This is a genomic window from Kibdelosporangium aridum (genome assembly GCF_900176515.1).
GTDB lineage: Bacteria > Actinomycetota > Actinomycetes > Mycobacteriales > Pseudonocardiaceae > Kibdelosporangium > Kibdelosporangium aridum.
Window position 1 is genome coordinate 279,666 of the sequence record NZ_FWXV01000009.1, and the last position, 21,663, is coordinate 301,328.

General features: G+C 66.9%; 21 protein-coding genes and 1 pseudogene. 13 read left to right on the forward strand and 9 right to left on the reverse strand.

Going from position 1 to position 21,663, the window contains the following annotated elements:
• Positions 1-18: 18 nt before the first annotated feature.
• A complete protein-coding gene (locus B9C43_RS39515) occupies positions 19-1,194 on the reverse strand; it encodes an ROK family transcriptional regulator (protein ID WP_235039112.1) in 1,176 nt (391 codons plus the stop codon).
• A gap of 79 nt (positions 1,195-1,273) precedes the next feature.
• Between B9C43_RS39515 and B9C43_RS39520 the strand changes: the two genes are divergently transcribed.
• Positions 1,274-3,343, forward strand: coding sequence for an alpha-galactosidase (locus tag B9C43_RS39520; protein WP_084432450.1), 2,070 nt, complete (start codon positions 1,274-1,276; stop codon positions 3,341-3,343).
• On the opposite strand, the gene B9C43_RS39525 is transcribed toward B9C43_RS39520, so the two are convergent.
• Positions 3,330-5,198 carry a beta-galactosidase gene (locus B9C43_RS39525; protein WP_084432453.1) on the reverse strand — a complete coding sequence of 623 codons (1,869 nt, stop codon included), beginning with the start codon at positions 5,196-5,198 and terminating at the stop codon, positions 3,330-3,332. The genes B9C43_RS39520 and B9C43_RS39525 overlap by 14 nt on opposite strands.
• Before the next feature lie 173 nt (positions 5,199-5,371).
• Between B9C43_RS39525 and B9C43_RS39530 the strand changes: the two genes are divergently transcribed.
• Positions 5,372-6,418, forward strand: a complete 1,047-nt coding sequence (locus tag B9C43_RS39530; RefSeq protein WP_033384776.1) for a DUF4192 domain-containing protein — start codon at positions 5,372-5,374, stop codon at positions 6,416-6,418.
• A gap of 427 nt (positions 6,419-6,845) precedes the next feature.
• On the opposite strand, the pseudogene B9C43_RS39535 reads toward B9C43_RS39530, so the two are convergent.
• Positions 6,846-7,892, reverse strand: a pseudogene (locus B9C43_RS39535) (IS481 family transposase).
• A gap of 131 nt (positions 7,893-8,023) precedes the next feature.
• On the opposite strand from B9C43_RS39535, the gene B9C43_RS56020 reads away from it, so the two are divergent.
• The 7 genes from B9C43_RS56020 to B9C43_RS39570 all read left to right on the forward strand — a co-directional run bounded on the left by B9C43_RS56020 (position 8,024) and on the right by B9C43_RS39570 (position 11,531).
• A complete protein-coding gene (locus B9C43_RS56020; RefSeq protein ID WP_143446913.1) occupies positions 8,024-8,356 on the forward strand; it encodes a hypothetical protein in 333 nt (110 codons plus the stop codon).
• Between the two features lie 63 nt (positions 8,357-8,419).
• A complete protein-coding gene (locus B9C43_RS56025; protein ID WP_143446914.1) occupies positions 8,420-8,770 on the forward strand; it encodes a hypothetical protein in 351 nt (116 codons plus the stop codon).
• Positions 8,771-8,780: 10 nt separating this feature from the next.
• The gene (locus B9C43_RS39550; protein ID WP_084432783.1) at positions 8,781-9,221 is read left to right on the forward strand and encodes a pyridoxamine 5'-phosphate oxidase family protein; all 441 of its coding nucleotides are present in this window, start codon (positions 8,781-8,783) and stop codon (positions 9,219-9,221) included.
• 172 nt (positions 9,222-9,393) lie between these two features.
• Positions 9,394-9,747: an ArsR/SmtB family transcription factor gene (locus B9C43_RS39555; protein WP_084432784.1), complete on the forward strand. Its 354-nt coding sequence runs from the start codon at positions 9,394-9,396 to the stop codon at positions 9,745-9,747.
• Positions 9,731-10,252: an SRPBCC family protein gene (locus tag B9C43_RS39560; protein ID WP_084432462.1), complete on the forward strand. Its 522-nt coding sequence runs from the start codon at positions 9,731-9,733 to the stop codon at positions 10,250-10,252. The genes B9C43_RS39555 and B9C43_RS39560 overlap by 17 nt, the downstream gene beginning before the upstream one ends.
• Positions 10,252-10,917 carry a dihydrofolate reductase family protein gene (locus B9C43_RS39565; protein WP_084432465.1) on the forward strand — a complete coding sequence of 222 codons (666 nt, stop codon included), beginning with the start codon at positions 10,252-10,254 and terminating at the stop codon, positions 10,915-10,917. Before B9C43_RS39560 ends, B9C43_RS39565 begins: the two co-directional genes overlap by 1 nt.
• Before the next feature lie 92 nt (positions 10,918-11,009).
• Positions 11,010-11,531: a GNAT family N-acetyltransferase gene (locus B9C43_RS39570; protein WP_084432785.1), complete on the forward strand. Its 522-nt coding sequence runs from the start codon at positions 11,010-11,012 to the stop codon at positions 11,529-11,531.
• On the opposite strand, the gene B9C43_RS39575 is transcribed toward B9C43_RS39570, so the two are convergent.
• The 4 genes from B9C43_RS39575 to B9C43_RS39590 form a co-directional block, all read right to left on the reverse strand.
• Positions 11,532-12,110: a dihydrofolate reductase family protein gene (locus B9C43_RS39575; RefSeq protein WP_084432468.1), complete on the reverse strand. Its 579-nt coding sequence runs from the start codon at positions 12,108-12,110 to the stop codon at positions 11,532-11,534.
• A 161-nt stretch (positions 12,111-12,271) separates the two neighbouring features.
• Positions 12,272-13,225 carry a UDP-glucose 4-epimerase GalE gene (galE, locus tag B9C43_RS39580; RefSeq protein ID WP_084432472.1) on the reverse strand — a complete coding sequence of 318 codons (954 nt, stop codon included), beginning with the start codon at positions 13,223-13,225 and terminating at the stop codon, positions 12,272-12,274.
• A 14-nt stretch (positions 13,226-13,239) separates the two neighbouring features.
• Positions 13,240-14,397 carry a galactokinase gene (galK, locus tag B9C43_RS39585; protein ID WP_084432474.1) on the reverse strand — a complete coding sequence of 386 codons (1,158 nt, stop codon included), beginning with the start codon at positions 14,395-14,397 and terminating at the stop codon, positions 13,240-13,242.
• Positions 14,394-15,089 carry an iron-dependent transcriptional repressor DtxR gene (locus B9C43_RS39590; protein WP_033391425.1) on the reverse strand — a complete coding sequence of 232 codons (696 nt, stop codon included), beginning with the start codon at positions 15,087-15,089 and terminating at the stop codon, positions 14,394-14,396. The genes galK and B9C43_RS39590 overlap by 4 nt, the downstream gene beginning before the upstream one ends.
• 100 nt (positions 15,090-15,189) lie before the next feature.
• Here B9C43_RS39590 and B9C43_RS39595 point away from each other — a divergent pair, with 100 nt between their 5' ends.
• The gene (locus tag B9C43_RS39595; protein ID WP_084432476.1) at positions 15,190-16,041 is read left to right on the forward strand and encodes a sulfurtransferase; all 852 of its coding nucleotides are present in this window, start codon (positions 15,190-15,192) and stop codon (positions 16,039-16,041) included.
• Between the two features lie 2 nt (positions 16,042-16,043).
• Here the strand turns inward: B9C43_RS39595 and B9C43_RS39600 are convergent, their stop codons facing one another.
• Positions 16,044-16,667 carry a hypothetical protein gene (locus B9C43_RS39600; protein WP_143446915.1) on the reverse strand — a complete coding sequence of 208 codons (624 nt, stop codon included), beginning with the start codon at positions 16,665-16,667 and terminating at the stop codon, positions 16,044-16,046.
• Between the two features lie 23 nt (positions 16,668-16,690).
• Here B9C43_RS39600 and B9C43_RS39605 point away from each other — a divergent pair, with 23 nt between their 5' ends.
• From B9C43_RS39605 to B9C43_RS39615, 3 genes are all read left to right on the forward strand, one after another.
• Positions 16,691-17,866, forward strand: a complete 1,176-nt coding sequence (locus B9C43_RS39605; RefSeq protein WP_033391422.1) for an acetoin utilization protein AcuC — start codon at positions 16,691-16,693, stop codon at positions 17,864-17,866.
• Between the two features lie 2 nt (positions 17,867-17,868).
• A complete protein-coding gene (locus tag B9C43_RS39610) occupies positions 17,869-20,538 on the forward strand; it encodes a bifunctional acetate--CoA ligase family protein/GNAT family N-acetyltransferase (protein WP_235039113.1) in 2,670 nt (889 codons plus the stop codon).
• A gap of 157 nt (positions 20,539-20,695) precedes the next feature.
• Positions 20,696-21,139 carry an MgtC/SapB family protein gene (locus B9C43_RS39615; protein WP_235039114.1) on the forward strand — a complete coding sequence of 148 codons (444 nt, stop codon included), beginning with the start codon at positions 20,696-20,698 and terminating at the stop codon, positions 21,137-21,139.
• Between the two features lie 67 nt (positions 21,140-21,206).
• Here B9C43_RS39615 and B9C43_RS56030 read toward each other — a convergent pair whose 3' ends face one another.
• Positions 21,207-21,527 carry a hypothetical protein gene (locus tag B9C43_RS56030; protein WP_143446916.1) on the reverse strand — a complete coding sequence of 107 codons (321 nt, stop codon included), beginning with the start codon at positions 21,525-21,527 and terminating at the stop codon, positions 21,207-21,209.
• Between the last annotated feature and the right edge of the window lie 136 nt (positions 21,528-21,663).

Genomic DNA, 21,663 nt, shown 5'->3' on the forward strand with positions numbered 1-21,663 from the left:
TGAGGCGCCCGACTTTCTCTAAGAGATGAACAGCGTCTGCACGGCAATGGCCGCCGCGCCACGTGCCCACTCCTCGAACGGCAGCGGGCGGAGAATGAGTTCGCAGTGCGCTGCGGCGCCGAACGCCTGCGTGGCGAAGGTTTCCCGGATCTCGTCGGCGAACAGGTCGTACGCGTCCAGCCCTTCACCGGACACGATGATCCGTTCCGGGCCGACCAAGTTCGCCATCGAGGCCAGGCCACGGCCGATCGCGACACCCGCCCTGGCGAACACTCGCCGCAAGGCGGCGTCGCCGAGCCGGGCGCCCGTGATGACCTCTTCCATGGTCAGCCCAGGCTCGCCGGTCGCTGTCCTGGCTTGCGCCACGATCGCGTCGGTCGAGGCGATCGCTTCGACGCATCCGGTCGCGCCGCAGTGGCACAACGGGCCGTCGCCGAAGACCGGGATGTGCCCGATCTCGCCCGCGACACCGTGCGACCCGGTCACCACGCCGCCGTTGACCACGAGCCCGCATCCGATCCCGGTGCCCAGCGTGACCAGGGCGAACGAGTCGGCGCCGACGCCGTTGCCGAACCAGCGTTCGGCCACGGTGATCGCCTTGACGTCGTTGTCGACCGTGATCTCCAGGTCGGTCTTGCCGGTGTTGATCTTTTCGGCGAGCAGGCCGGCCAGCGGGACGTCTCGCCAGTGCAGGAAAGGGGAGTACCGGACAAAGCCGGACTCCCGGTCGACGTCGCCCGCGACGGTGACGCCGACACAATGCGTGCGCTGCTTGTACGCCTTGGACTCGGCGAGCAGCTCGGTGACCATTTCCGAGACACCGTCCACCACCGCGTCGACTTTCCTGGACGGCAGCTGGTGGAACTTCGTGACCAGGATCTGCGACCGCAGATCCGTGACCACTCCGATCAGTTCCCGGTCGGTGATCTTGACGCCGAGGAAGAACTCGCGATCGGTACGCAGGTCCAGCGGGCTGGCCGGGCGTCCGACACCGCCTTGCGCCGAGTCCATCTCGACCAGGTATCCGGCCTCGATCAGGGGCCGGGACGCCTTGGTGACCGCCGCCGAGGACAGGCCCGTGCGGCGAGCCACGTCCACCCGCGACACCGGGCCCTGGGTGAGGACCGTGGTGAACACGGTGGCCGCCGCCGGACTGGTGACCGGCGCCCGCCCGCTCTGGCGTCGTGGCGTCATGCTTCGGTAGCGTAGGTTTCATAAATTAACTTCGTCAAGAAACTAAGTCCTTCCAGGCAGGAAACGCGAGGTCCGCCGCATGGCTGAGGTGATCTTCGACGCCGACCAGCGACTCTGGCTGCTGACTACGGCGACCACGTCGTACGCGCTGCGGCTGGACGACTCGGACGTGCCCAAGCACGTCTACTGGGGCCCGGCGCTGACCATCGGGCAGGCCGCGTCGATCAAGGTCCCGGTGCTGTCGAAGATCAGCAGCGTCGACGGGCTCACCGACGAAGAGCTCCTGGTCGAAGGCGGATCCCGGTTCGACGCGCCGTCCCTGCAGGTGAAGTTCTCCGACGGGACCCGTGCTTTCGAGTGGAAGTACGTGGACTACACCGTTGACGACGGCCACCTGGCGATCCGCTTCACCGACCGGCACTATCCGCTGGAAGTGGTGCTGCACTACTGGATCGGTGCGGGCACCGACGTGATCGAGCGCTGGACGACCCTGCGGCACACGGGTACGGACGACCCGATCACGTTGCTGCGTACCGATTCCGCGTCGTGGTTCCTGCCGTACCGCTCCGGGTATCAGGTCACGCACACCATCGGCGGCTGGGCCAGCGAGTTCCGGACGCAGCAAACGCCTGTGCCGTATGGCGAAACTGTGTTCACGAGCCGTCGTGGGACGTCCAGCCACCAGGCGAACCCGTTCCTTTTCGTTCATGCTGGTGACGAGGTGTGGAGCGGTGCGCTCGCGTGGAGCGGTTCATGGCGGATCACCTTGCGCCACACGGCCAACGGGCAGACCAGCTTCACCGGCGGCTTCGGGCACGAAGGCCTTTCCTGGCGGCTGAACCCGGGCGAAGAGTGGGAAACGCCTGTGTTCGCAGGGCTTTACACCGCTGACGGGCTTGAGGCCGCGTCCCGGCGTTGGCATGCCTATGTGCGTGACCACGTGTTGCCGCACGCTGATGAGACTCGGCCGATCGTCTACAACTCCTGGGAAGCGACGGAGTTCGACGTCAACGTCACCAACCAGAAGAACCTCGCCGCACGGGCGGCCGAACTGGGCTGCGAACTGTTCGTGATGGACGACGGCTGGTTCGGTGGCCGTACGCACGACGCTGCTGGGCTCGGCGACTGGACCGTGAACCTCTCCCGGTTCCCCGGTGGCCTGAATCCGCTGATCGCCGAGGTGCATCGGCTGGGCATGCGGTTCGGCCTGTGGGTCGAGCCGGAAATGGTCAACCCGGACAGCGAGCTGTACCGCCAGCACCCGGAATGGGTGATGCACATGCCGAACCGGACGCGCACGACCATGCGCAACCAGCTCGTGCTGAACTTCGCGCGGACGGATGTCGCGGAGTGGGCCCACAAATGGCTGGACCAGCTGGTCGGCCAGCACGAGATCGACTTCCTGAAGTGGGACATGAACCGCTCCTTCAGCGAAGCGGGCTGGCCGGCGGAAGCAGACCAGGACAGGCTGTGGCTCGACCACGTCCGGCACGTCTACGCGATCATCGACCGGTTGCGCGCCGACCACCCCGGCCTGCGCATCGAAGCCTGCTCGGGTGGCGGCGGCCGGATCGACCTCGGCATGCTCGCCCGGACCGACCAAGCCTGGATCTCCGACAACACGGACGCCTCGCAGCGCATCGACATTCAGCGCGGCTACAGCCTGGTCTACCCGGCACGCACGATGTCCGCGTGGGTGACCGACAGCCCGAACCCGTTCACCGGCCGGGTGGTGCCTCTGGCTTTCCGGTTTCACGTGGCGATGGCCGGAGTCCTCGGCATCGGCGGCAACCTGCTGAACTGGTCTTCTTCCGACCTCGCCGAAGCCAAGGAATTGTTGGCGCAGTACAAGGAAATCCGGCACGTCGTGCAGCACGGCGTACAGCACCAACTGTCCGCCGGGCCTATCACGGGCGTGCAGTACGTCCTGGGCGATGAGGTCGTCGTGCTGTTGTGGCGGCCGACGGTGAACTTCGGCCTGCCGCAGCTTCCCGTCCGCCTCAAGGCTTTGAACCCCGCTGCCCGGTACAGCACCGGCTCCGCCGAGTACGACGGAGCCGTGCTGCTGCACCACGGGTTCGAGCCTGAACTGCCTGCCGGTGACTACGCCAGCACGATGCTGCACTTCACCGAGGTCACGCCTTCCTGACCTCGACCTCGTTGGTGGTGTGGTTCAACAGGATCACGAAGTCACCGCGGCGCGTGGCCTGAACGCCTTCAGGTAGTCCACTAAGGACCGGTGAGACGGCCGCACCCGCGGTGACTTCGTTCATCAGGCTCCGCATGGCCTCTTCGTCGAGGCGCGTGCCGAGATACCACGCGACACCGCTGCCGAACTCGTTGCGGGTCAGCGCGGGACCGAAATCGAAGCTGCCCTTGACCGCCGCGGTCTCCGGTTCGATCTCTTCCGACCACAGGGTTCCGGTCGCCGCGCTGCCCAGGACCTCGACCGTGATCTCGTCCTGCAGCGGCCGGAATTCGGGGATCTTGATGCCGAGCATCTCACGGAACGGCGCCGGGTAGCCGCCGAGGTGGACGCGGTCGTTGCCGTCGACGATGCCGGAGAAGAACGACATCAGCAGGTGTCCGCCGGAGCGGACGTAGTTGGTGAGGTTCGCCGCGTCCTTGACCAGATACAGGTTCGGGACCACGACGAGTTTGTACTTGCTCAGGTCGGCGTCCGGGTGCACGACGTCGCAGCCGATGTTGGCTTCGAACAAGGGCGTGTAGTGGCTCAGTAGCGCGCCCGTCTGCGTCAGCGCTGTGGACGGATGGGAGTCCAGTTCCAGGGCCCACCAGCTGTCCCAGTCCAGGATCAACGCCACCTCGTTGTCCGGCTGCGTGCCGAGGATCTCGGAGTATTGCTGGAGTTCCGCGCCGAGGGCTGCCACTTCGCGGAAGGTCCGGCTGTCCGGTCCGGCGTGCGGGACCATGCCGGAGTGGAACTTCTCCGCACCGCCTTGCGACTGACGCCATTGGAAGTACAGGACCGCGTCCGCACCATGGGCGATCGCCTGCCAGCTCCACAGGCGCATCTGGCCGGGGGCTTTGACCGCGTTACACTCACGCCAGTTCACCGCACTCGGCGCTTGCTCCATCAACATCCACGGCTGGCCGTTGCGTGTTGACCGGATCACGTCGTAGCTCAGGCCCGCCAGGATATGGGCCTTCTTGTCGAACGGGTCCGGGTAGGAGTCGTAGCTGACCACGTCGACTTCCTTGCCCCAGGCGTACAGGTCCAGGGTCTTGGCCAGTGGCACGTGGTTCGTCGTGACCGGGGCGTCCGAGTGGCGGCGGATGACTTCCTTTTCCCGCTTGAAGCATTCCAGCAGGGCGTCCGAGGAGAACCGGGCGAAGTCCAGCTGCTGCGTGGGATTCGCGAACGTCGGGGCGCTGCGGGGTGGCAGGATCTCCTCGAAGCTGTCGTAGCGCTGGGACCAGAACTTGGTCGACCAGGCCTCGTTGAGGGTTGTGATGTCCTGGTAACGGTTTTCCAGCCAGCCACGGAAATCTTCCGCCGACACGTCGCAGTAGCAGGCGCGAGTGTGGCAGCCGTATTCGTTGTTGATGTGCCATAAGGCAAGCGCTGGATGATCGTGGTACCGGCTCGCTACTTGGTCGACGAGCCTGGCCGCGTGGTCACGGTAGATCGGGCTGGACGGGCAGTAGGCCTGCCGTGCTCCGGGCCAAAGCCTTGTGCCGTCGGCCTTCTGCGGCAACGTTTCCGGGTGCAGCCTGGCCAGCCAGGGCGGGGGAGAGGCCGTCATCGTCGCGAGGCAGGCCGCGATGTCTGCGTTCGCCAGATTGTCCATCACGCGGTCGAACCAGCCGAAGTCGAACTCGTTCGGCCGCGGCTCCACCTCGGCCCACGAGAAGATGCCGACGCTCACCATCGACACGCCCGCCTGGCGCATCAGCCGGATGTCCTCGGCCCACACGTCTTCGGGCCACTGCTCGGGGTTGTAGTCCCCGCCGAAGGCGAATCTGTCCAGCGGCCAGCGCATGCATCTCCTTAGGTAGGACGTCCTACATCCATCCGGCGGCAGAATACACCAGATCCCCCACCCAGCCGCCTAACCAAGATCAACAAAACCCCACCTGTCCACAATAAGCGGTTGTCCACAGCGCCCAACCCAGACATCTGCCCGAAAACCCCACCCATCGGCAGAGTGAAAGCATGCAAACACAGCACCGCCCCCGAATAGCGATCCGCGACACCGGCGAACTGATCGCCGCCGTCCCCTACCTGCTGGGCTTCCGCCCAGCTGAGTCCGTGGTGATCTGTGTATATGCGGGCGCGACCCGCACGCAGCTGAGACTGTGCCTGCGTGCCGACATACCGACGCCTGACCTCTACTACTCACTGGCCGAACAACTCAGAGACCCCGTACTGCGCGCCAATTCCTGTGGCGTGTCGGTGATTGTCGTCTGCGAAGGCGAGGTGAGACCGCCAGAATCCTTGCCGCACAAGAAACTCGTCGATGCGATCGGCGCGGTCTTCGCCGCGTCCGGTGTGCTCCTGCACCACGCGTTCTGGGTGCCCGCGATCGAAGAGAACCTCACATGGTGGTGCTACACGGATCTGGAATGCAACGGACTGGTCCCCGATCCAACCTCGTGCACGCTGGCGGCGACAGCCACCGCGATGGGAGTGGTGACGTATGACAGCAAAGAAGAACTCCGCACAACGCTGGAACCAACGGATCGTGCCCCGCTCGCGGAACGGGCCGAACGCATCGAGGCCGCGGCGAAGCTGAACCAGGACGAAGCCCACGGCAGGCGACTGCTCGAAGAGTTGATCGAAGAAGCACGGGAGGGAACATGGACACTCAGCGAGGAACGACTCGTCGACTTGGCGGTAGCACTCAGCAACGTCCGCGTCCGCGACGGATGCCTCCGCCCCGAAGTAACCAGCATCGGCCACCCCATCGAACAAGTCTGGACCGAACTCACCCGAGCACTACCCGCCCCCTACCGCGCACAACCAGCCTGCCTGCTCGCCCTCACAGCATTCCTGCGTGGCGACGGCGTCCTGGCAGGAGTCGCGATCGACGTAGCCCTCCACGCCGACCCCGAACACAGTTTTGCGAATCTGATGCGTACGTCATTGGATTTCGGTCTACCGCCCGACGCCGTAGCAAGCGCCATCGCCGAATCCTTCCTCCAACCAACCCCTCCCGAACCTCCCGAACCTCCCGACGAACGTGGTGTCCCGACCAACTAGCCGACGCTCAACCATCACCTCGATCCAGCGGTCGAATGTCCCGCTGCTCCTGGATCCCGGTCGCACTCCTGTGAGTGTGGTGCCTGGCTCGATGGGCTTCGGTCTCCAGTCCGTGATGGCGAGTGCCATGTGGAGTTTCCTCCAGCCATTCCCTGCCGAACCTCCCGAACATGCCCGCGCGGACGGGCTCGAACCACGAGCGGCATCGTTGAGCAACGAGGGTGGCGGTGGCCCGGCCGGGGCTGATCACCGGTCTCAATGAAGGACTCCAGATCCATGGTCAGGACAAGGCGTCCCGCGCAGGGCCACCACCACAACGTACCTGCCATCGCACGGTTTCAGCTCAGTGCCCGAGGCCCCAGGCGTCGCCAGGTGACGGCGGAACACACGTTGAGCGAACCCCCGGACGGACCATGCAGCCGATCTCTCAGAAGACCTGCGGTGGTCGTGTTAGGAATAGGCTTTCGTAGGCCGCCTCGGGGCGTTCGACTGTTATTAGGTTGGGAACGCGGCTGGCGGGTGGTTTGCCTGCGAGTGCGGTGTGGCCGTGGTGATTGTCGGTGTACAGGCATCGCGGGAGCGCTGCTCGTCGTTCGGTTTCTGTCTGGTCGGGGCGGGTGTAGGCCGATTCGTCGAGCGGGGTGCGGTTGACGCGTTCGACTTTGCCGTTGGTCTGGGGACGGCGAGGGCGCGTGCGTTTGTGGGTGATACCTGCGTGGCGAGGGTGTCGCGCCGGAGGTGTGAGCGGTAGCAGGATCCGTTGTCGGTGAGGACACGTGATGAACGGTGATCCTGTTGGCGTGGAAGAACAGTTGGGTTCGTTGCCAGTATGCGGCCGCGGTCTGCTGGGGCTCGTCGGTGAGGATCTCGGTGTAGGCGTGCCTGCTGTGGTCGTCCACGGCGTTGTGCAGGTAGCTGTGGCCGAGGTTGGCCCGCCGGCGCCCCTTGCGGGGGTGGGCCGGGTCGCGGTGTGCGGAGCTGTTGCGGTGGCCCGCTGTGCGGCCGTGGACTGTGTGGCCGCCGCCGTCCGGGGATGTTGCCCAGCTTTGTGATGTCGAGGTGGATGAGATCGCCTGGTGCGGGATGTTCGTAGCGGCGGATTGGTTGGCCGGTGGCCCGGTCGACATGCCGCAGCCGGGCGAGCTGGTAGCGGGCCAGTACCCGGTGCACGGTGGACGGGGAGAGGCCGAGGTAGGCGATGCGGGCCGGTCCCCCTCGGTGGTCGAGCCGGATTGTGATGATCCGGCGTTCCCGTCGTGCGGGTGTGCGGTTCGGGCTGGTATGCGGACGTGAGGACCTGTCATTCATTCCCGCGGGGGCCTGTGCGCGGTAGCGGTCGGCTCATCGTGTCGCGGTGCTCACCGATATCTGGAAATCGGTCTGCGGCCTGACGCAGAGACCACCGGTCATCGACGACACACTGGGCCAGGCGCAGCCTGCCCAGCTCGGTCAGTGGTGCGTTGGCGTGAGGAATGAGGGGCTTCCAGGGTCGCCGGTGCAGATGTCGCAATCCACCCCGAACCCGGAGGCCCTCGTTCATTCCAAGATCATCCGGCCACATGTCGCCAAAGCGTTCGCAACGCCCTATGTCAGTACAAGTAGCCAATGCTCAACCATCGCCTCGATCCAGCGATCGAATGTCCCGCTGCTCCTGGATCCTGGATGCCGTTTGTGAGTTTATGCCTGGCTCGACGGTGGCGTGGACACGAAAAGTTCCTGTTCACGATGCGGATGTCCTTTTCTGACAAGGCGATCCGCCGCGTGATGTCATCGCAGGGACAGGAGACGTTCTTCGCCGGCCATGTCGCGGCGTGCATCGAACTGGGCTGGGCCGGCCGGTGTGATCCATTACGACAACTTCTCCACCGCGCGAACTTTGGTGCGGAAAACCTGGTGGTATTCCATGGTTCGACCGAGGTCGCACGACACCCCGGTTGACCACCGGACCACTGTCTCCAAGTCCTGGTCGGGAAACCAGGCGCGTTGTGCGGGGCGGCCGTCTTGGTCCAGGCGCGGGAGAAGGGCTGGTTCACCGCCACCCGCCACGCGTTTTGGGCCGCCGCCCGCGCCAAGCATGTCGACCCAGCTGGCACGCGGCTGCTGATCGAGGTCCTGCTGCACCGGGGAAGTCGTGCTCGGTGGCTGGGGCGGATGCGCCATGTGGACGTGGTCGTCGGCATCCGCGTCGCGTTGGAGTCCGGGTCGATCTCGCCGGACGTGGTGACGATCGAAGCCCGCACCGGCACCAGCAAGTCCCCACCCGCTCATCTGGCTGGCATTGCCGCCGCGGAAGCCGGATTCCGCAAGGTGAAGCCAAATCAGAGTGCCGCATTGCGCTGTTGTGTGGGCTAGCGTGATCCGCATGTCGTTGGCGATGACGGTTGAGGAACGCCAGGACTTCCTGGCGCAGGTGCACGTCGCGGTCGTGGCCGTGGCTGACGAGGACGGTCGCGCGCCGTTGGCCATCCCGCTCTGGTACGACTACCGCCCCGGCGGCGAGGTCGCCCTGATCACCGAGCGGGAAGGCCGCAAGACCGCCCTCATCCGGCGCGCTGGCCGGATCACCCTGTGCGTCCAGGGCACCGTGCTTCCCTACCAGTACGTCTCAGCCGAGGGTCCGGTCACCGCGATCGAGGACACCGTCACCGTCGAGCAACGCTGGGCCCTCGCCAGTCGCTACCTCGGCCCGGAAGGTGCCGACGCTTACATCGAAAGCACCCCCGGCTCCACCGAACGCATGGTCCGCATTCTCATGCGCCCCGAGCACTGGCTAACCCGCGACTACACCAAGGTGTCCACCTAGCCGCGCCCGTTCCTCTGCGCACGCGGATCGCCGAACCTCTCGAAGATCCCCAGTGCTGGCGGTGGCCCGTTCCATGCCGCCGGTCTTCCACCTGCCTTGGAGTCGCTGCAGGTCAGCACCGCTCGTGAGGCGGTTCGTTGACGCATTCCGATATAGGCATATGATGGCCGCCATGGCACGAGCGGCGACGACCTCGGACGCGTTCAACGCGATCGCCGAGCCGCTGCGGCGGGAGATCCTGGTCCTGCTGCGGGGCGGCGAGCGGCCGGTGACCGAGCTGGCGCGGAATCTGGGGATGAGCCAGCCGCAGGCGTCCAAGCACCTGCGGGTGCTCCGGGAGGTCGGGCTGGTGCGGGTCCGCGAGGCGGGCAAGCAGCGGCTGTACGGCCTGGACGCCCGCGGGCTGCGGCCGGTGCACCAGTGGCTGGGCGGCTTCGAGCGGTTCTGGAGCGGCAGCTTCGACCGGCTGGACGAGTACGTGCAGGACGTGAAACAGGAGGAATCACCGGATGGCGACGACCAGTAGCGGCGGCGAGCCCGAACACGCGACCGCGGACCGCGAGATCGTGATGTCCCGGGTCATCAGTGCACCACGGGAGCTGGTGTTCGAAGCGTTCACGCAGGTCCGGCACCTGTCGCGGTGGTGGGGACCGGAAGGGTTCTCCACCACCACGCGGTCCTTCGAGTTCCGTGTCGGCGGGGCCTGGGACTTCGTGATGCACGGGCCGGACGGGACCGACTACCAGGAGTGGATCACCTGGCGGGAGATCGTCCGGCCGGAGCGGATCGCGCTGCTGCACGGCGAGTCCCACGACGACCCCAACGCCTTCGAGTCGGTCCTGGCTTTCGAGCCGGTCGGTGACGAGACCCGGATCGTGATGCGCACGGTGTTCCCCACCAAGGAACTCCGCGACGAAGCGGTGGAGAAATACCACGCGGTCGAAGGCGGCGAGCAGACCCTGCGCAACCTGGCGGCCTACGTCGCCGAACTCGCCCGGAACGAGACCACCCCGACGGGAGCGGAAAGCTGATGGCCGGGAAGGTGTTCTTCAGCGTGACGATGTCGCTCGACGGTTTCATGGCACCCGAGGCCGTGCCAGTCGAGGACGCCTTCTCGCCCGAAAAGCGGGATGACCCGGGCGTCAGGCGCTGGATGTCGAAGTGGGCGCGACTGCAGGCGTGGGCGTTCCCGCAGCGCTGGTTCCGGGAGAACCTCAAGCTCGGCGAGGGCGGCGAGGAAGGCGTCGACAACGACATCGCCCGGGCGACGTACGAGCGCACCGGCGCGAGCGTCATGGGCAAGCGGATGTTCGACCTCGGCGAGCAGTCATGGCCGGAGGAGGCCCCGTTCCACACCCCGGTCTTCGTTGTGACCCACCAGAAGCGTGACCCATGGGAGCGGCCGGGCGGCACGACGTTCCATTTCGTCAACGACGGCATCGAGAGCGCGCTCGACCAGGCCCGCGACGCCGCCGGCGACCGCGACGTCCGCATCGCCGGTGGCGCCGAGACGATCCAGCAGTACCTGGACACCGGCCTGCTCGACGAGTTCTCGGTGACGCTCGCGCCCGTCCTGTTCGGCACCGGCATCCGCCTGTTCGACCGTGTGGACCCCGACCGCCTGACGCTGAACCAGGTCCGCACCGCCGCCTCGAACCGCGTGACCCACCTGACCTACACCGTCAGCAAGCGGTAGCCAGCGCCACACCAGCCGGCTGAGCACGCTGGGGATGGTTGATGCTGGTGTGTGACGGGGCCGAGCTCGGGTTACTCGTGGAGGGGCACGCGATGGCGTCGGGAATCGAAGCAGTCCTGCGGAATGCAGAACATGGTGATGTCGCGGCCATCTGCCGGTTCGGCGACGCGCACATTCGATGCCACTACGAGCCGCTGATTGGTGCGCGGGCTGCGGATGAGCAAGTTCGCAGGTGGTGGAACGAGACGGTCATCGGTGCTGCTGTGGCTGAGGGTTTGGTGGTCGTCGCTGAGGTGGACGGGCAGCTTGTTGGGGTTGGGCAGCGCGGCCGTAGGGGAGACGACCACGTGATCTACAAGCTTTACGTCCACCCTCAGCATCGCGGTCGTGGACTAGGTCCTCAGTTACTTCGTGCGCTCATCAGTCGGTTGCCCGCTGGCGCTGAGCGGCTTTACATCGAGCATTTCGTGGGCAACGAGCGTGCGGGCGACTTCTATGAGCGAGAAGGCTTCACCGTGCAGCGGATCGAACCTAGTCGCACGAGCGATCCCGCGCTTGGGGTGATTTGGCGTGCCCGGCGGTTGGGTTCACCACCGCAGGAAGCAGAGCGATGATCAGATCCTCAGCGTGGGCCGGTAGATGAGTTCCTGGGTGCGGCCGTCGAGCGTCCGGCTCTCGATCAGCTCGAGGTCGAAATCGGCCGCGTCCTTGAAGATCGGGTCCACTCCGGTCTGGCCGGTGATCACCGGGAAGACCGTCACATGGACACGGTCGACCAGACCGGCGGCCATCAGCGCCCGGTTCAGCGACAGGCTGCCGTGCGAACGCAACGGCACGTCGGACTCCTCTTTAAGGCGGGCGATGATGTCGACGGCGTCGCCGCTGACGACGGTCGCGTCCGGCCAATCGAGCGGTTCTTGCAATGTGCTCGACACAACCGTTGCTGGCAGGTTCCTCATCCGGGTGACCCATGGGTCACGCACGTCGGATCCCTCGGTGCTTGAGGCCAGCATCTGCACGGTGGCCCGGAACGTGGTGGCCCCGAAGACCATCCGATGCTCCTCGCTGTACAAGGCGAGGCGGCGGTCGAGCAGCTCGGGGCCTTGCTTGCCCCAGTAGCCGCCCCACCGGCCGGTGTGGGAACCGAAGCCGTCGAGGCTGGAGAAGACGTCGAAGGTGTAGGTCGCGGTCATGGTGCTCTCCTCGAGTGCGGTGGATCAGGTCTCACCCTGGCTACGAACTGGCTCGACGCCGTTCGACACCACCGCGAAAAAATCTTGGATGCGACCAGTCGAGGCCCGGAAAACGCCGAGGCACCCGTGGCTCGTGCCACGGGTGCCTCGGGTAACGGTGTCTAGCGGGACTGGGTGAAGGCCCAGGCGTCCTGCACGATCGTGGCGATGTCGGCCCGCTCGGGCTTCCAGCCCAACTCGGTGCGGGCACGCTCACTGGACGCCACGAGCACCGCTGGGTCACCGGCGCGGCGGGGGGCGACCTTGGCGGGGATTTCATGGCCGGTGGCTTCCCGGCAGGCTTCGATGACCTGCAGGACCGAGAAGCCGGTGCCGTTGCCCAGGTTGTAGATCGCGTGCTTGCCCGCGGTCGCGTTCTCGATCGCCAGCAGGTGCGCGTCCGCGAGGTCCGTGACGTGGATGTAGTCGCGGATGCAGGTGCCGTCCTCGGTGGGCCAGTCGTCGCCGAAGACCTGGATGTGCTCGCGCTGGCCGGTCGCGACCTGCAGCACCAGCGGGATCAGGTGGGTCTCGGTGGCGTGCCGCTCGCCGTAGCGGCCTTGGGCGCCTGCGACGTTGAAGTACCGCAGGCTGACTGCTGCCAGGCCGTGGGCCGCGGCGTACGAGGTGATCATGTGGTCGACGGCCAGCTTGGTGGCGCCGTAGGTGTTCGTCGGGCGGGTTGGCGCGGTCTCCGGGATGGGGACCTCGTCCGGCTCGCCGTAGACCGCCGCGGTCGACGAGAAGACCAGGCGTGGGGTGCCGTGCTCACGCATGGCGTCCAGCAGGCGCAGCGTGGTCACCACGTTGCCGTGCCAGTACTTCGCCGGATCCTGCATGGACTCGCCGACCAGGGACTTGGCCGCGAAGTGCAGCACACCGTCGAAGCCCTCGCCCAGCACCGTGCTCGCCACGTCGGCGAAGTCGGCCTGGATCAGCCGGCAGCCCTCGGGCACCGCGTCCGCGTGCCCGGTCGACAGGTCGTCCACCACGACGACCTCATGGCCTGCCTCGACGAGCCGTGCGGAGCAGTTGCTTCCGACGTACCCAGCACCGCCCGTGACGAGCAGCTTCACTGGTGAACCACCTTTCAACGATCTTGCCCGGCACCCGCTGAGGGCACCCCCGTGAACATCCGTGGCGCGGTGAACGACCGCTTGGCGAAGGCCTCGGTGACCGCGGCCTCGACCTCGGCGCGGGCGTCGCCACGAACCAGCGCGATCGCCGACCCACCGAAGCCGCCGCCGATCATCCTGGCACCCAGGGCACCGGCGGCTTCAGCCGCCTCCGCCGCCACGTCCAGTTCGTCGCACGACACGCGGTAGTCGTCACGCAGGCTGGCGTGCGAGGCGCTGAGCAGCGGGCCGATCTCCGCGTACTTGTCCTGCTTGAGCAGGGCCACGGTCTGCAGCACACGGTCGTTCTCGGTCACGACGTGCTTGACGAGCGGGCGCAGCTCCTCGGGGAGCTTGGCCAGCGAACCGTCGAGCTCGTCTAGGGAGACGTCACGCAGGGCTGGGATCCCGAGGATCTCGGCGGCCTGCTCGCAGCCGCGGCGGCGGGCGCCATAGCCGGACTCGGTGTGCGAGTGGCTCGCACGAGTGTCGATGACGAGCACCTCAAGGCCGTGCCGCGACGCGTCGAACGGAACCTGCTCGGCCTCGCCGGAACGCACGTCGAGGAACAGCACGTGCGCCTCGGTGCAGTTCAGCGACGCCGTCTGGTCGAGAAGACCCGTTGGGGCGCCGACGAAATCGTTCTCGGCCTGTTGGATCCACTTGGCGATGTCGCTAGTGGACTGTGTCGAACCGGCCAAACCCAGTAGCGCCAAGGCAGTCGCGCATTCGAGCGAATGCGACGAGGACAGGCCGGCGCCCGCGGGCACGTCACCGGCGATCACCAGGTCGGCGCCGGCGCTGATGCCCTGCTGGCGCAGCACCCACGCCACCCCGGAGGGATACGCGGGCCAGCCGGAGATCGTGCCGGGCGCCAGGTCGGAAATCCGGACCGGGTCGGCTGTCTCGGCACGGCCGCGGTCGTGCAGCGTGGACACCTTGATCGTGTCGTCGTCACGAGGGGATGCGGCGACGGCGGTGCGATGGGGGATGGCGAAGGGCAGCACGAAGCCGTCGTTGTAGTCGGTGTGCTCGCCGATGAGGTTCACGCGGCCAGGCGCTGACCACACACCGGCCGGAGACCGGCCGTGCAGTCGCTCGAACGCCTCGGCCGCTCGCGCGGCCTGGTTCACTCGGACCGCACCAATACCGCGTGCAGCACCGAGGGCTCCAGCTGGACGGAGTTGCCCGCGCCGCTGACCTCGATCAGGTTGCCGTCACCCTTGGACGGGCCCACGTTGACGCTCTGGCCGGGCAGCAGGCCGACCGACCTCAGCTCGGCCATCAGGTCGGGGTCCATCTGCACGTGCTCGGCGATCCGGCGGATCTCGACCTTGCCGCCGCCCCGGCGGGCCACCTCGTCGATCCGGACCAGTTCGGCCTCGGCGGGCGGGGCGGGCTCGCCCTCGCCCAGCTTGTCCAGGCCGGGGATCGGGTTGCCGTACGGCGAAGTGGTCGGGTTGCCGAGCAGCTTGACCAGCTTGCGCTCGACCGCCTCGCTCATCACGTGCTCCCAGCGACATGCCTCGCTGTGCACGTGCTCCCATTCCAGGCCGATCACGTCGACCAGCAGGCGCTCGGCGAGGCGATGCTTGCGCATCACGGCGATCGCCAGGTCACGTCCGTGATCGGTCAGTTCGAGGTGACGATCGTCGGCGACCACGAGCAGGCCGTCGCGTTCCATCCGGCCGACCGTCTGGCTCACTGTCGGGCCGCTCTGCCCGAGCCGTTCCGCGATCCGTGCGCGGAGTGGCACCACACCTTCTTCTTCAAGCTCGTAGATGGTGCGCAGGTACATCTCTGTGGTGTCGATGAGCTCGTTCACGCCGCTACCCCTTCGTCGGCGTCTATGGTAGTCGCACCCCCCGACAGTTCCGGCGCCCGTCACGTGGCCGTCACCGGCTGTCGCGGGCCAGGATGGAGAGGTGCGCGCACTTGTCTCCACTTCGGAACTGGCCGATTCGCTGAACAATTCCCAGCCGCCCGTCCTGCTGGACGTCCGGTGGGTGCTGGGCGGCCCGCCTGGGCGGGAGTCCTACGTGGCCGGACACCTGCCCGGCGCGGTGTTCCTCGACCTGGACGCCGACCTCGCCGCGCCCCACGACAAGCAGACCGGCAAAGGCGGGCGGCATCCGTTGCCCAAGCCGGAGGACCTGCAGGAAGTCCTGCGTGCCGCGGGCGTGCGCGAGGATTCGGCGGTGGTCGTCTACGACGGTGGCAACGGCTCCGTCGCGGCTCGCGCTTGGTGGTTGCTGCGCTGGGCGGGTCACTCGGACGTGGCTGTCCTCGACGGTGGTTACGCGGCGTGGGAACAGGAAGGCCGCCCGGTGACCACGGAAATCCCGCAGCCTGAACGCGGTGACATCGTTGTCCGGCCGGGAGCGATGCCCACGGTCGACGCCGATGGCGCGGCGGACCTCGCCCAGAGCGGTGTGCTGCTCGATGCCCGTGCGCCGGAACGGTATCGGGGCGAGACGGAACCGATCGACCCGCGCCCTGGGCACATTCCCGGCGCGGTGAACGCGCCATTCGCCGGCCACATAAACCAGGAAGGCCGGTGGCTGCCCGCGGCCGAACTGGCGGACCGGTTCCGTTCACTGGGCGTGCATCAGGGAAGCGAGGTCGGCGCCTACTGCGGTTCGGGCGTCACCGCTTCGTCGGTGGTGCTGGCTCTCGAAGTGGCCGGGGTGACCGATCCGGAGCACCCGGCCGTGCTCTACCCGGGTTCGTGGTCGGAATGGTCGTCGGATCCGCAGCGGCCCGCCGAAACAAGCTGACTTCAGCTGTTGCCGGGAAGCTTGCCGAAGACGTGCCGTGCGAGCTTCTCGACGGTGGTGCAGATCGGTTCGGCCGGACCGGACAGCACCAGGCTGACCCACAGCACCCGGAACTTGACCGACTGGTCGTCGGTGAGTGCGATACGCAGGTCGCAGGTGGTGTCGATGGTGGTGAGCCGGAACGCGCTGTTGCCCTCGAACGTCGTTGACTGTGTGTTCTCGGCGTCCAGCGACTCGTGCAGCACGATCATGGCCACGCCAGCCGGAGTGCCGGACCGGTCAAGGGTGTAGCTGCAGAAGCCTTTGTCCTCAGGTTCGGCGGTGGCGGTCGTACCGGTGAGGCGACCGACGTCGGTGGGTGTCACGAACGTGGCGCACGCTGGGGCGGTGGTCAGGGTCTTGCGCTTGGCGATGGCGAGCGGCGGACCCGACGTGGTGGTCGTCGGCAGGCTGGGGCGCGTGGTGTGCGTGGGATACGACGGTTCGGTGGTGGGATAGGGCGGTTCCTCGGTCGTCGTGATCACCGTGTCGCCTGGCGCGGCGGCGACTGGCGTCCCTTCCGTGGGCTGGGTACAGGCGGCAGTCAGCGAGACGAGTGCTACGCCGCACACGAACCGTCGGATCACGAGGATCAGACTAGTGTTGTCCCATGGGTACGCCAGCCGCTGTCGTATGGGACCCCGCACTTCTCGGTTACGACCTGGGTGGGGATCATCCGTTCAACCCCGTCAGGCTTGAGCTGACCATCGAGTTGGCCACGCAGCTCGGTGTTCTGGACGGCGTCGAGTTTCTGCGCCCGGAACTCGCGCCGGACGAAGAGATCGAACGAGTCCATGATGCGGAATACATCGCCGCGGTCAAAGAAGCCCCGATGGTCGGCTGGGATGTCGGCCACGGCCTGGGTACGCCGGACAACCCGGTGTTCTCGAACATGCACGAGGCCTCCTCGCTCGTGGTCGGGGCAACGCTGTTGGCCGCGCAGAAGATCGCGTCCGGTGCCACGAACCGTGCCGTCAACATCGCCGGCGGCCTGCACCACGCGATGCGCGACCGCGCAGCCGGGTTCTGTGTCTACAACGACTGTGCCGTAGCCATTTCCTGGTTGCTGGACAACGGAGCTGAGCGAGTCGCTTACATCGATGTCGACGTGCACCACGGCGACGGGACGCAGGCGGCGTTCTACAACGACCCGCGCGTGTTGACGATCTCCTTGCACCAGAGCCCGATGACGCTTTTCCCTGGCACCGGCCGGGTGACTGAACTCGGCGGCCCGGACGCGCAAGGCACCTCGGTGAACATCCCGTTGCCGCCGTTCACCCGTGACCCGGCTTGGCAGCGTGCGTTCCACGCCGTGGTTCCCTCGCTGCTCAAGGAATTCCGGCCGGATGTCCTGGTCACCCAGTGCGGTGTGGACACTCACGAGGAGGACCCGCTCGCGGAGCTGTATCTCAGTGTGGACGGTCATCGCCAGACGTATCGGACACTGCGGACACTGGCCGACGAGTACGCGGGCGGCAAGTGGCTGTCCATGGGCGGTGGCGGTTACCAGTTGCTGCGGGTGGTGCCCCGGTCGTGGACGCACCTGATCGCGACGGTTCTCGACCGCGACGTCGAACCGTCGACGCCCCTTCCGCACGACTGGGTGAACAACGTCCAGCGTCGCGCGCCGAACGCGATCCTGCCGCGCACGATGACAGACGAGATGGATGTCAGCTTCGAACCGTGGGACGGCACCGTCAGCGAACCGGTCGACTCGGTGATCCGGGACGTCCGGCACGCGATCTTCCCGTTGCACGGTCTCGATCCGGACGACCCACGGGACTGAACGTGACAGACTTCGATCCTTACGACTACCCGCGCCGCTGGGAGGCGGACGTGGTGCTGTCGGACGGCGGCACCGTCCACCTGAGACCGATCACGCCGGACGACGCCGACCGGCTGGTCGCGTTCCACGGCCGGTTGTCCGAGCGGACCAGGTACTTCCGCTACTTCGGGGCGTACCCGCGGATCCCGCCGCGGGATCTGAAACGGTTCGTCACGCTCGATCACCACGACCGGGTGGGTTTCGCGGCGATGCTGGGCGACGACATCATCGCCGTGGGCCGGTATGAACGCCTGCAGGGCAGCGATCAGGCCGAGGTCGCGTTCGTGGTGGAGGACGGCCATCAGGGCCGGGGCATCGGGTCGATCCTGTTGGAGCACTTGGCCGCCGCGGCTCAGGAGAGCGGCCTGAATCGGTTCGTCGCCGAGGTGCTCGGCGAGAACGGCCAGATGGTCCGGGTCTTCAAGGACGCCGGGTACCAGATCAGCCGTGCGCTCGAGGACGGCGTGATCCACCTGGAGTTCGCGATCGACCCGACCGAGGAGTCGGTGGCGGTCGCCCGATCCCGGGAACAGGCCGCCGAGGCGCGCAGTGTCCACAATGTCCTGCACCCCAAGTCGGTCGCGGTGATCGGGGCGTCGACCGATCCGACGAAGGTCGGCTACGCGGTACTGACGAACCTGCTCACGGCGGACTTCGCCGGCCCGGTGTTCCCGGTCAACGCCGAACACCCGGCAGTCCGGGGCGTTCGCGCGTACCGCAGGGTGCTGGACATCCCCGACCCGGTCGACCTCGCGGTCGTGGCAGTGCCTGCCACGAGCATCAACGAGGTGATGGACGACTGCCTGGCCAAAGGTGTCAAGGCCTTGGTCGTGGTGACGTCCGGGTTCAGCGAGATCGGCGACGAGGGCCGCAGCGCCGAGCAGAAACTCGCCGAAGAGGCCAGGGCACACGGTATGCGCGTGGTCGGCCCGAACGCGCTCGGCGTGGTGAACATGGACCGCGCTGTGCGGCTGAACGCGAGTCTGGCGCCGAAGCTGCCTGGCTTGGGGCGTACGGGTTTCTTCTGCCAGTCGGGTGCGCTGGGGACGGCGATTCTGGCCGACGCGGCGGCGCGTGGCCTGGGGCTGTCGACGTTCGTGTCGGCGGGCAACCGGGCGGATGTGTCCGGCAACGACTTGCTGCAGTACTGGATGACCGACCCGGCAACCGATGTGGTCTTGTTGTACTTGGAATCCTTCGGTAATCCAAGGAAGTTCGCCCGGCTGGCGCGCCGACTCGGCCGTACGAAACCGATTGTCGCGGTGAAGTCGGGGCGCAATGCCGTGTCGCCCGCGTTGGCGGCCACGTCGGTCCAGGTCGACGAGCCCAGCGTGCAGGCGGTGTTCGAACAGGCCGGTGTAATCAGGGTCGAGTCACTGGCCCAGCTGTTCGATACCGCGCTTTTGCTTGCGCACCAGCCGTTGCCGGAAGGCAGCCAGGTCGCGGTGGTCGGCAACTCGACGGCCATCGGTGTGCTCGCCGCTGACACGGCATTGGCCCAAGGCCTCGAACTGGCCGGGGAGCCGGTCGACGTCGGGCCACAGGCGAGGCCGGAGGAGTTCGCGGCCGCGGTCCGGGAAGCCTTGCTGCGCGAGAACGTCGACGCGTTGGTCGTGGTCTTCGTGCCGCCTTTGGCTGTGCCGGGAACCGCTTACGCTCGTGCGCTCAAGGAAGCCGTCGCGGATTTGGCCGAAGGACAAGGAAAACCGATCGTCTCGACCTTCCTGGCCGCCGAGGGCGTTCCGGCCGAGCTCGCCGTGCCGGGACCGGACGGTTCGCCGGGACGTGGGTCGATTCCGTCTTATCCCAGCCCTGAACGGGCTGTGCTGGCCCTTGCCAGAGTCACCAGGTACGCCCGCTGGCGGTCAGCGCCACGCGGGACTCTCGTCCGCCCGCACGGCATCAAACCGGACGCGGCCCGCGAGCTGGTGCAGTCCGTGATGGACGGCGGAGCCGAGTGGCTGACCGACACCCAAGTCGTCGAGCTGCTGGGCTTCTACGGCATCGAAGTGGCGCCCTTCAAAATCGTCAGCAGCCCGGACGAAGCCGCGGACGCGGCCGAGAAACTGGGCTTCCCGGTCGCGGCGAAGGCGTCGAACTCGTTGCTGAAGCACCGCTCCGACCTGGTGGGCGTGCGGCTGGACATCAGCAGCCCGGAGACGATGCGGGCGGCATACACCGACCTCCGCCAGGTGTCCGGTGTGGACACCGTGTACGTGCAGCGGATGGTCGCCAAAGGCACTTCGTGCACGATCGGCCTGCAGGACGACCCGTCCTTCGGCACGCTGGTCTCGTTCGGACTGTCCGGTGTGGTCAACGACCTGCTGGGGGATCGGGCATATCGGTCGATTCCGATGACCGACGTGGACGCGGCGGGCTTGGTCCGCGCGCCGAAAGCGGCACCGCTCCTCGCGGGTTACGGCGGCAGTCCCATGGCGGACCTCGGTGCGCTGGAGGATCTGGTGCTGCGAGTCGCGGCGCTTGCCGAGGACGTGCCCGAAGTGCGCAGGCTTGAGCTGGAACCCGTTGTGGCGTCGGAATCCGGCGCGAGTGTCGTCTATGCCCGTGTCGCGGTCGGCCCGCCGCCGTCACGGCATGACACCGGGCCGCGGCGGCTGAGGACCATGAACTAGACCACGTGGGGTGGACAGGTCCTACGTGGAGGGTGTCTACTGAACGACGGCCTGAAGGAGGTGAGCCGAGTGTCCGCTGATGGAAGTAGTTGCCGATACCTCGCGGGCTCGGCTCGACGCTAAGCCGACCCGCGGACAACCGTGGGGAGGTCGCGTGATGACCACTGTGCAGATGTCTCTGGGCGAGATGGGCCTGCGGATCGCGGCCGGGGTTGGTCTCGGCGCGCTGATCGGGTTCGAACGTCAGTACCGCGCCCGGATGGCCGGGATGCGGACGAATGCATTGGTTTCGGTCGGGGCGACGTTGTTCGTGTTGCTCTCGGCGCACGGGTTCGGCGGCATGACGGACGCCGACCCGACCCGGGTGGCCGCGCAAATCGTGTCAGGGATCGGGTTCCTTGGTGCTGGCGTGATCCTGCGTGACGGCGCCAGCATCCGAGGGCTCAACACAGCCGCCACTTTGTGGTGCTCGGCCGCGGTCGGTGCGCTGGCCGGAGCCGGACTCTACGTCGTCGCGGCCATGGGAGCGGTGACCGTGCTGGGCACGAACATCGTGTTGCGTTGGGCGGCAAGGAAAGTCGATCGGCAGAACGGGGACTGATCCCCGCGACCACGTAAGTGCTCCGGGCCGGCAGGACGATCCGGAGCACTCACGTGGTGCAGGGCATTCACCTTGGTGGGTGGGGGCTCGCTCCCGCCGCCAGACTGAACGAGCCCCCGTCTAGGGAGGGATCAGCACGTGCTGGATCCCAGTGGGGTGCAGCGGGCCGCCCGGCGGGGATCCCAGTGCCGCCGGACACGAACCCGCTGCTCATCGCACCCCCGGTGCGGTTATGTCGGGACAGTGTCACCGCCAGCGGTACGAAGACCGCGGCCGTGACCACGACCTGCACACTTGGCTCGGCAAAGGTGAGCGCAGTGGCGAGAACACTCGCGAGAACGCCCGCGACGACAAGCATCGCGAGGGTCACACGCTCATGTGTGCGCATCTGGCTCCTCCTCGTCGAGGACCGTGGCGGCAGGGTGAATGAAAGTTAAGGCACAAAACCGGCCTGGGTCAAGAATGTGACTTGAGTTCATGCACGTGAACACACGCTCCCAGGTTACTTTGAGCTCACGCCCAGG

Excerpts from the sequence above, each read along its gene's own strand:
- B9C43_RS39515 (WP_235039112.1), bottom strand. The coding sequence starts at position 1,194 with ATGACGCCACGACGCCAGAGCGGGCGGGCGCCGGTCACCAGTCCGGCG.
- B9C43_RS39520 (WP_084432450.1), top strand. The coding sequence starts at position 1,274 with ATGGCTGAGGTGATCTTCGACGCCGACCAGCGACTCTGGCTGCTGACT.
- B9C43_RS39525 (WP_084432453.1), bottom strand. The coding sequence starts at position 5,198 with ATGCGCTGGCCGCTGGACAGATTCGCCTTCGGCGGGGACTACAACCCC.
- B9C43_RS39530 (WP_033384776.1), top strand. The coding sequence starts at position 5,372 with ATGCAAACACAGCACCGCCCCCGAATAGCGATCCGCGACACCGGCGAA.
- B9C43_RS56020 (WP_143446913.1), top strand. The coding sequence starts at position 8,024 with ATGCTCAACCATCGCCTCGATCCAGCGATCGAATGTCCCGCTGCTCCT.
- B9C43_RS39550 (WP_084432783.1), top strand. The coding sequence starts at position 8,781 with ATGTCGTTGGCGATGACGGTTGAGGAACGCCAGGACTTCCTGGCGCAG.
- B9C43_RS39555 (WP_084432784.1), top strand. The coding sequence starts at position 9,394 with ATGGCACGAGCGGCGACGACCTCGGACGCGTTCAACGCGATCGCCGAG.
- B9C43_RS39560 (WP_084432462.1), top strand. The coding sequence starts at position 9,731 with ATGGCGACGACCAGTAGCGGCGGCGAGCCCGAACACGCGACCGCGGAC.
- B9C43_RS39565 (WP_084432465.1), top strand. The coding sequence starts at position 10,252 with ATGGCCGGGAAGGTGTTCTTCAGCGTGACGATGTCGCTCGACGGTTTC.
- B9C43_RS39570 (WP_084432785.1), top strand. The coding sequence starts at position 11,010 with ATGGCGTCGGGAATCGAAGCAGTCCTGCGGAATGCAGAACATGGTGAT.
- B9C43_RS39575 (WP_084432468.1), bottom strand. The coding sequence starts at position 12,110 with ATGACCGCGACCTACACCTTCGACGTCTTCTCCAGCCTCGACGGCTTC.
- B9C43_RS39605 (WP_033391422.1), top strand. The coding sequence starts at position 16,691 with ATGGGTACGCCAGCCGCTGTCGTATGGGACCCCGCACTTCTCGGTTAC.
- B9C43_RS39615 (WP_235039114.1), top strand. The coding sequence starts at position 20,696 with ATGACCACTGTGCAGATGTCTCTGGGCGAGATGGGCCTGCGGATCGCG.
- B9C43_RS56030 (WP_143446916.1), bottom strand. The coding sequence starts at position 21,527 with ATGCGCACACATGAGCGTGTGACCCTCGCGATGCTTGTCGTCGCGGGC.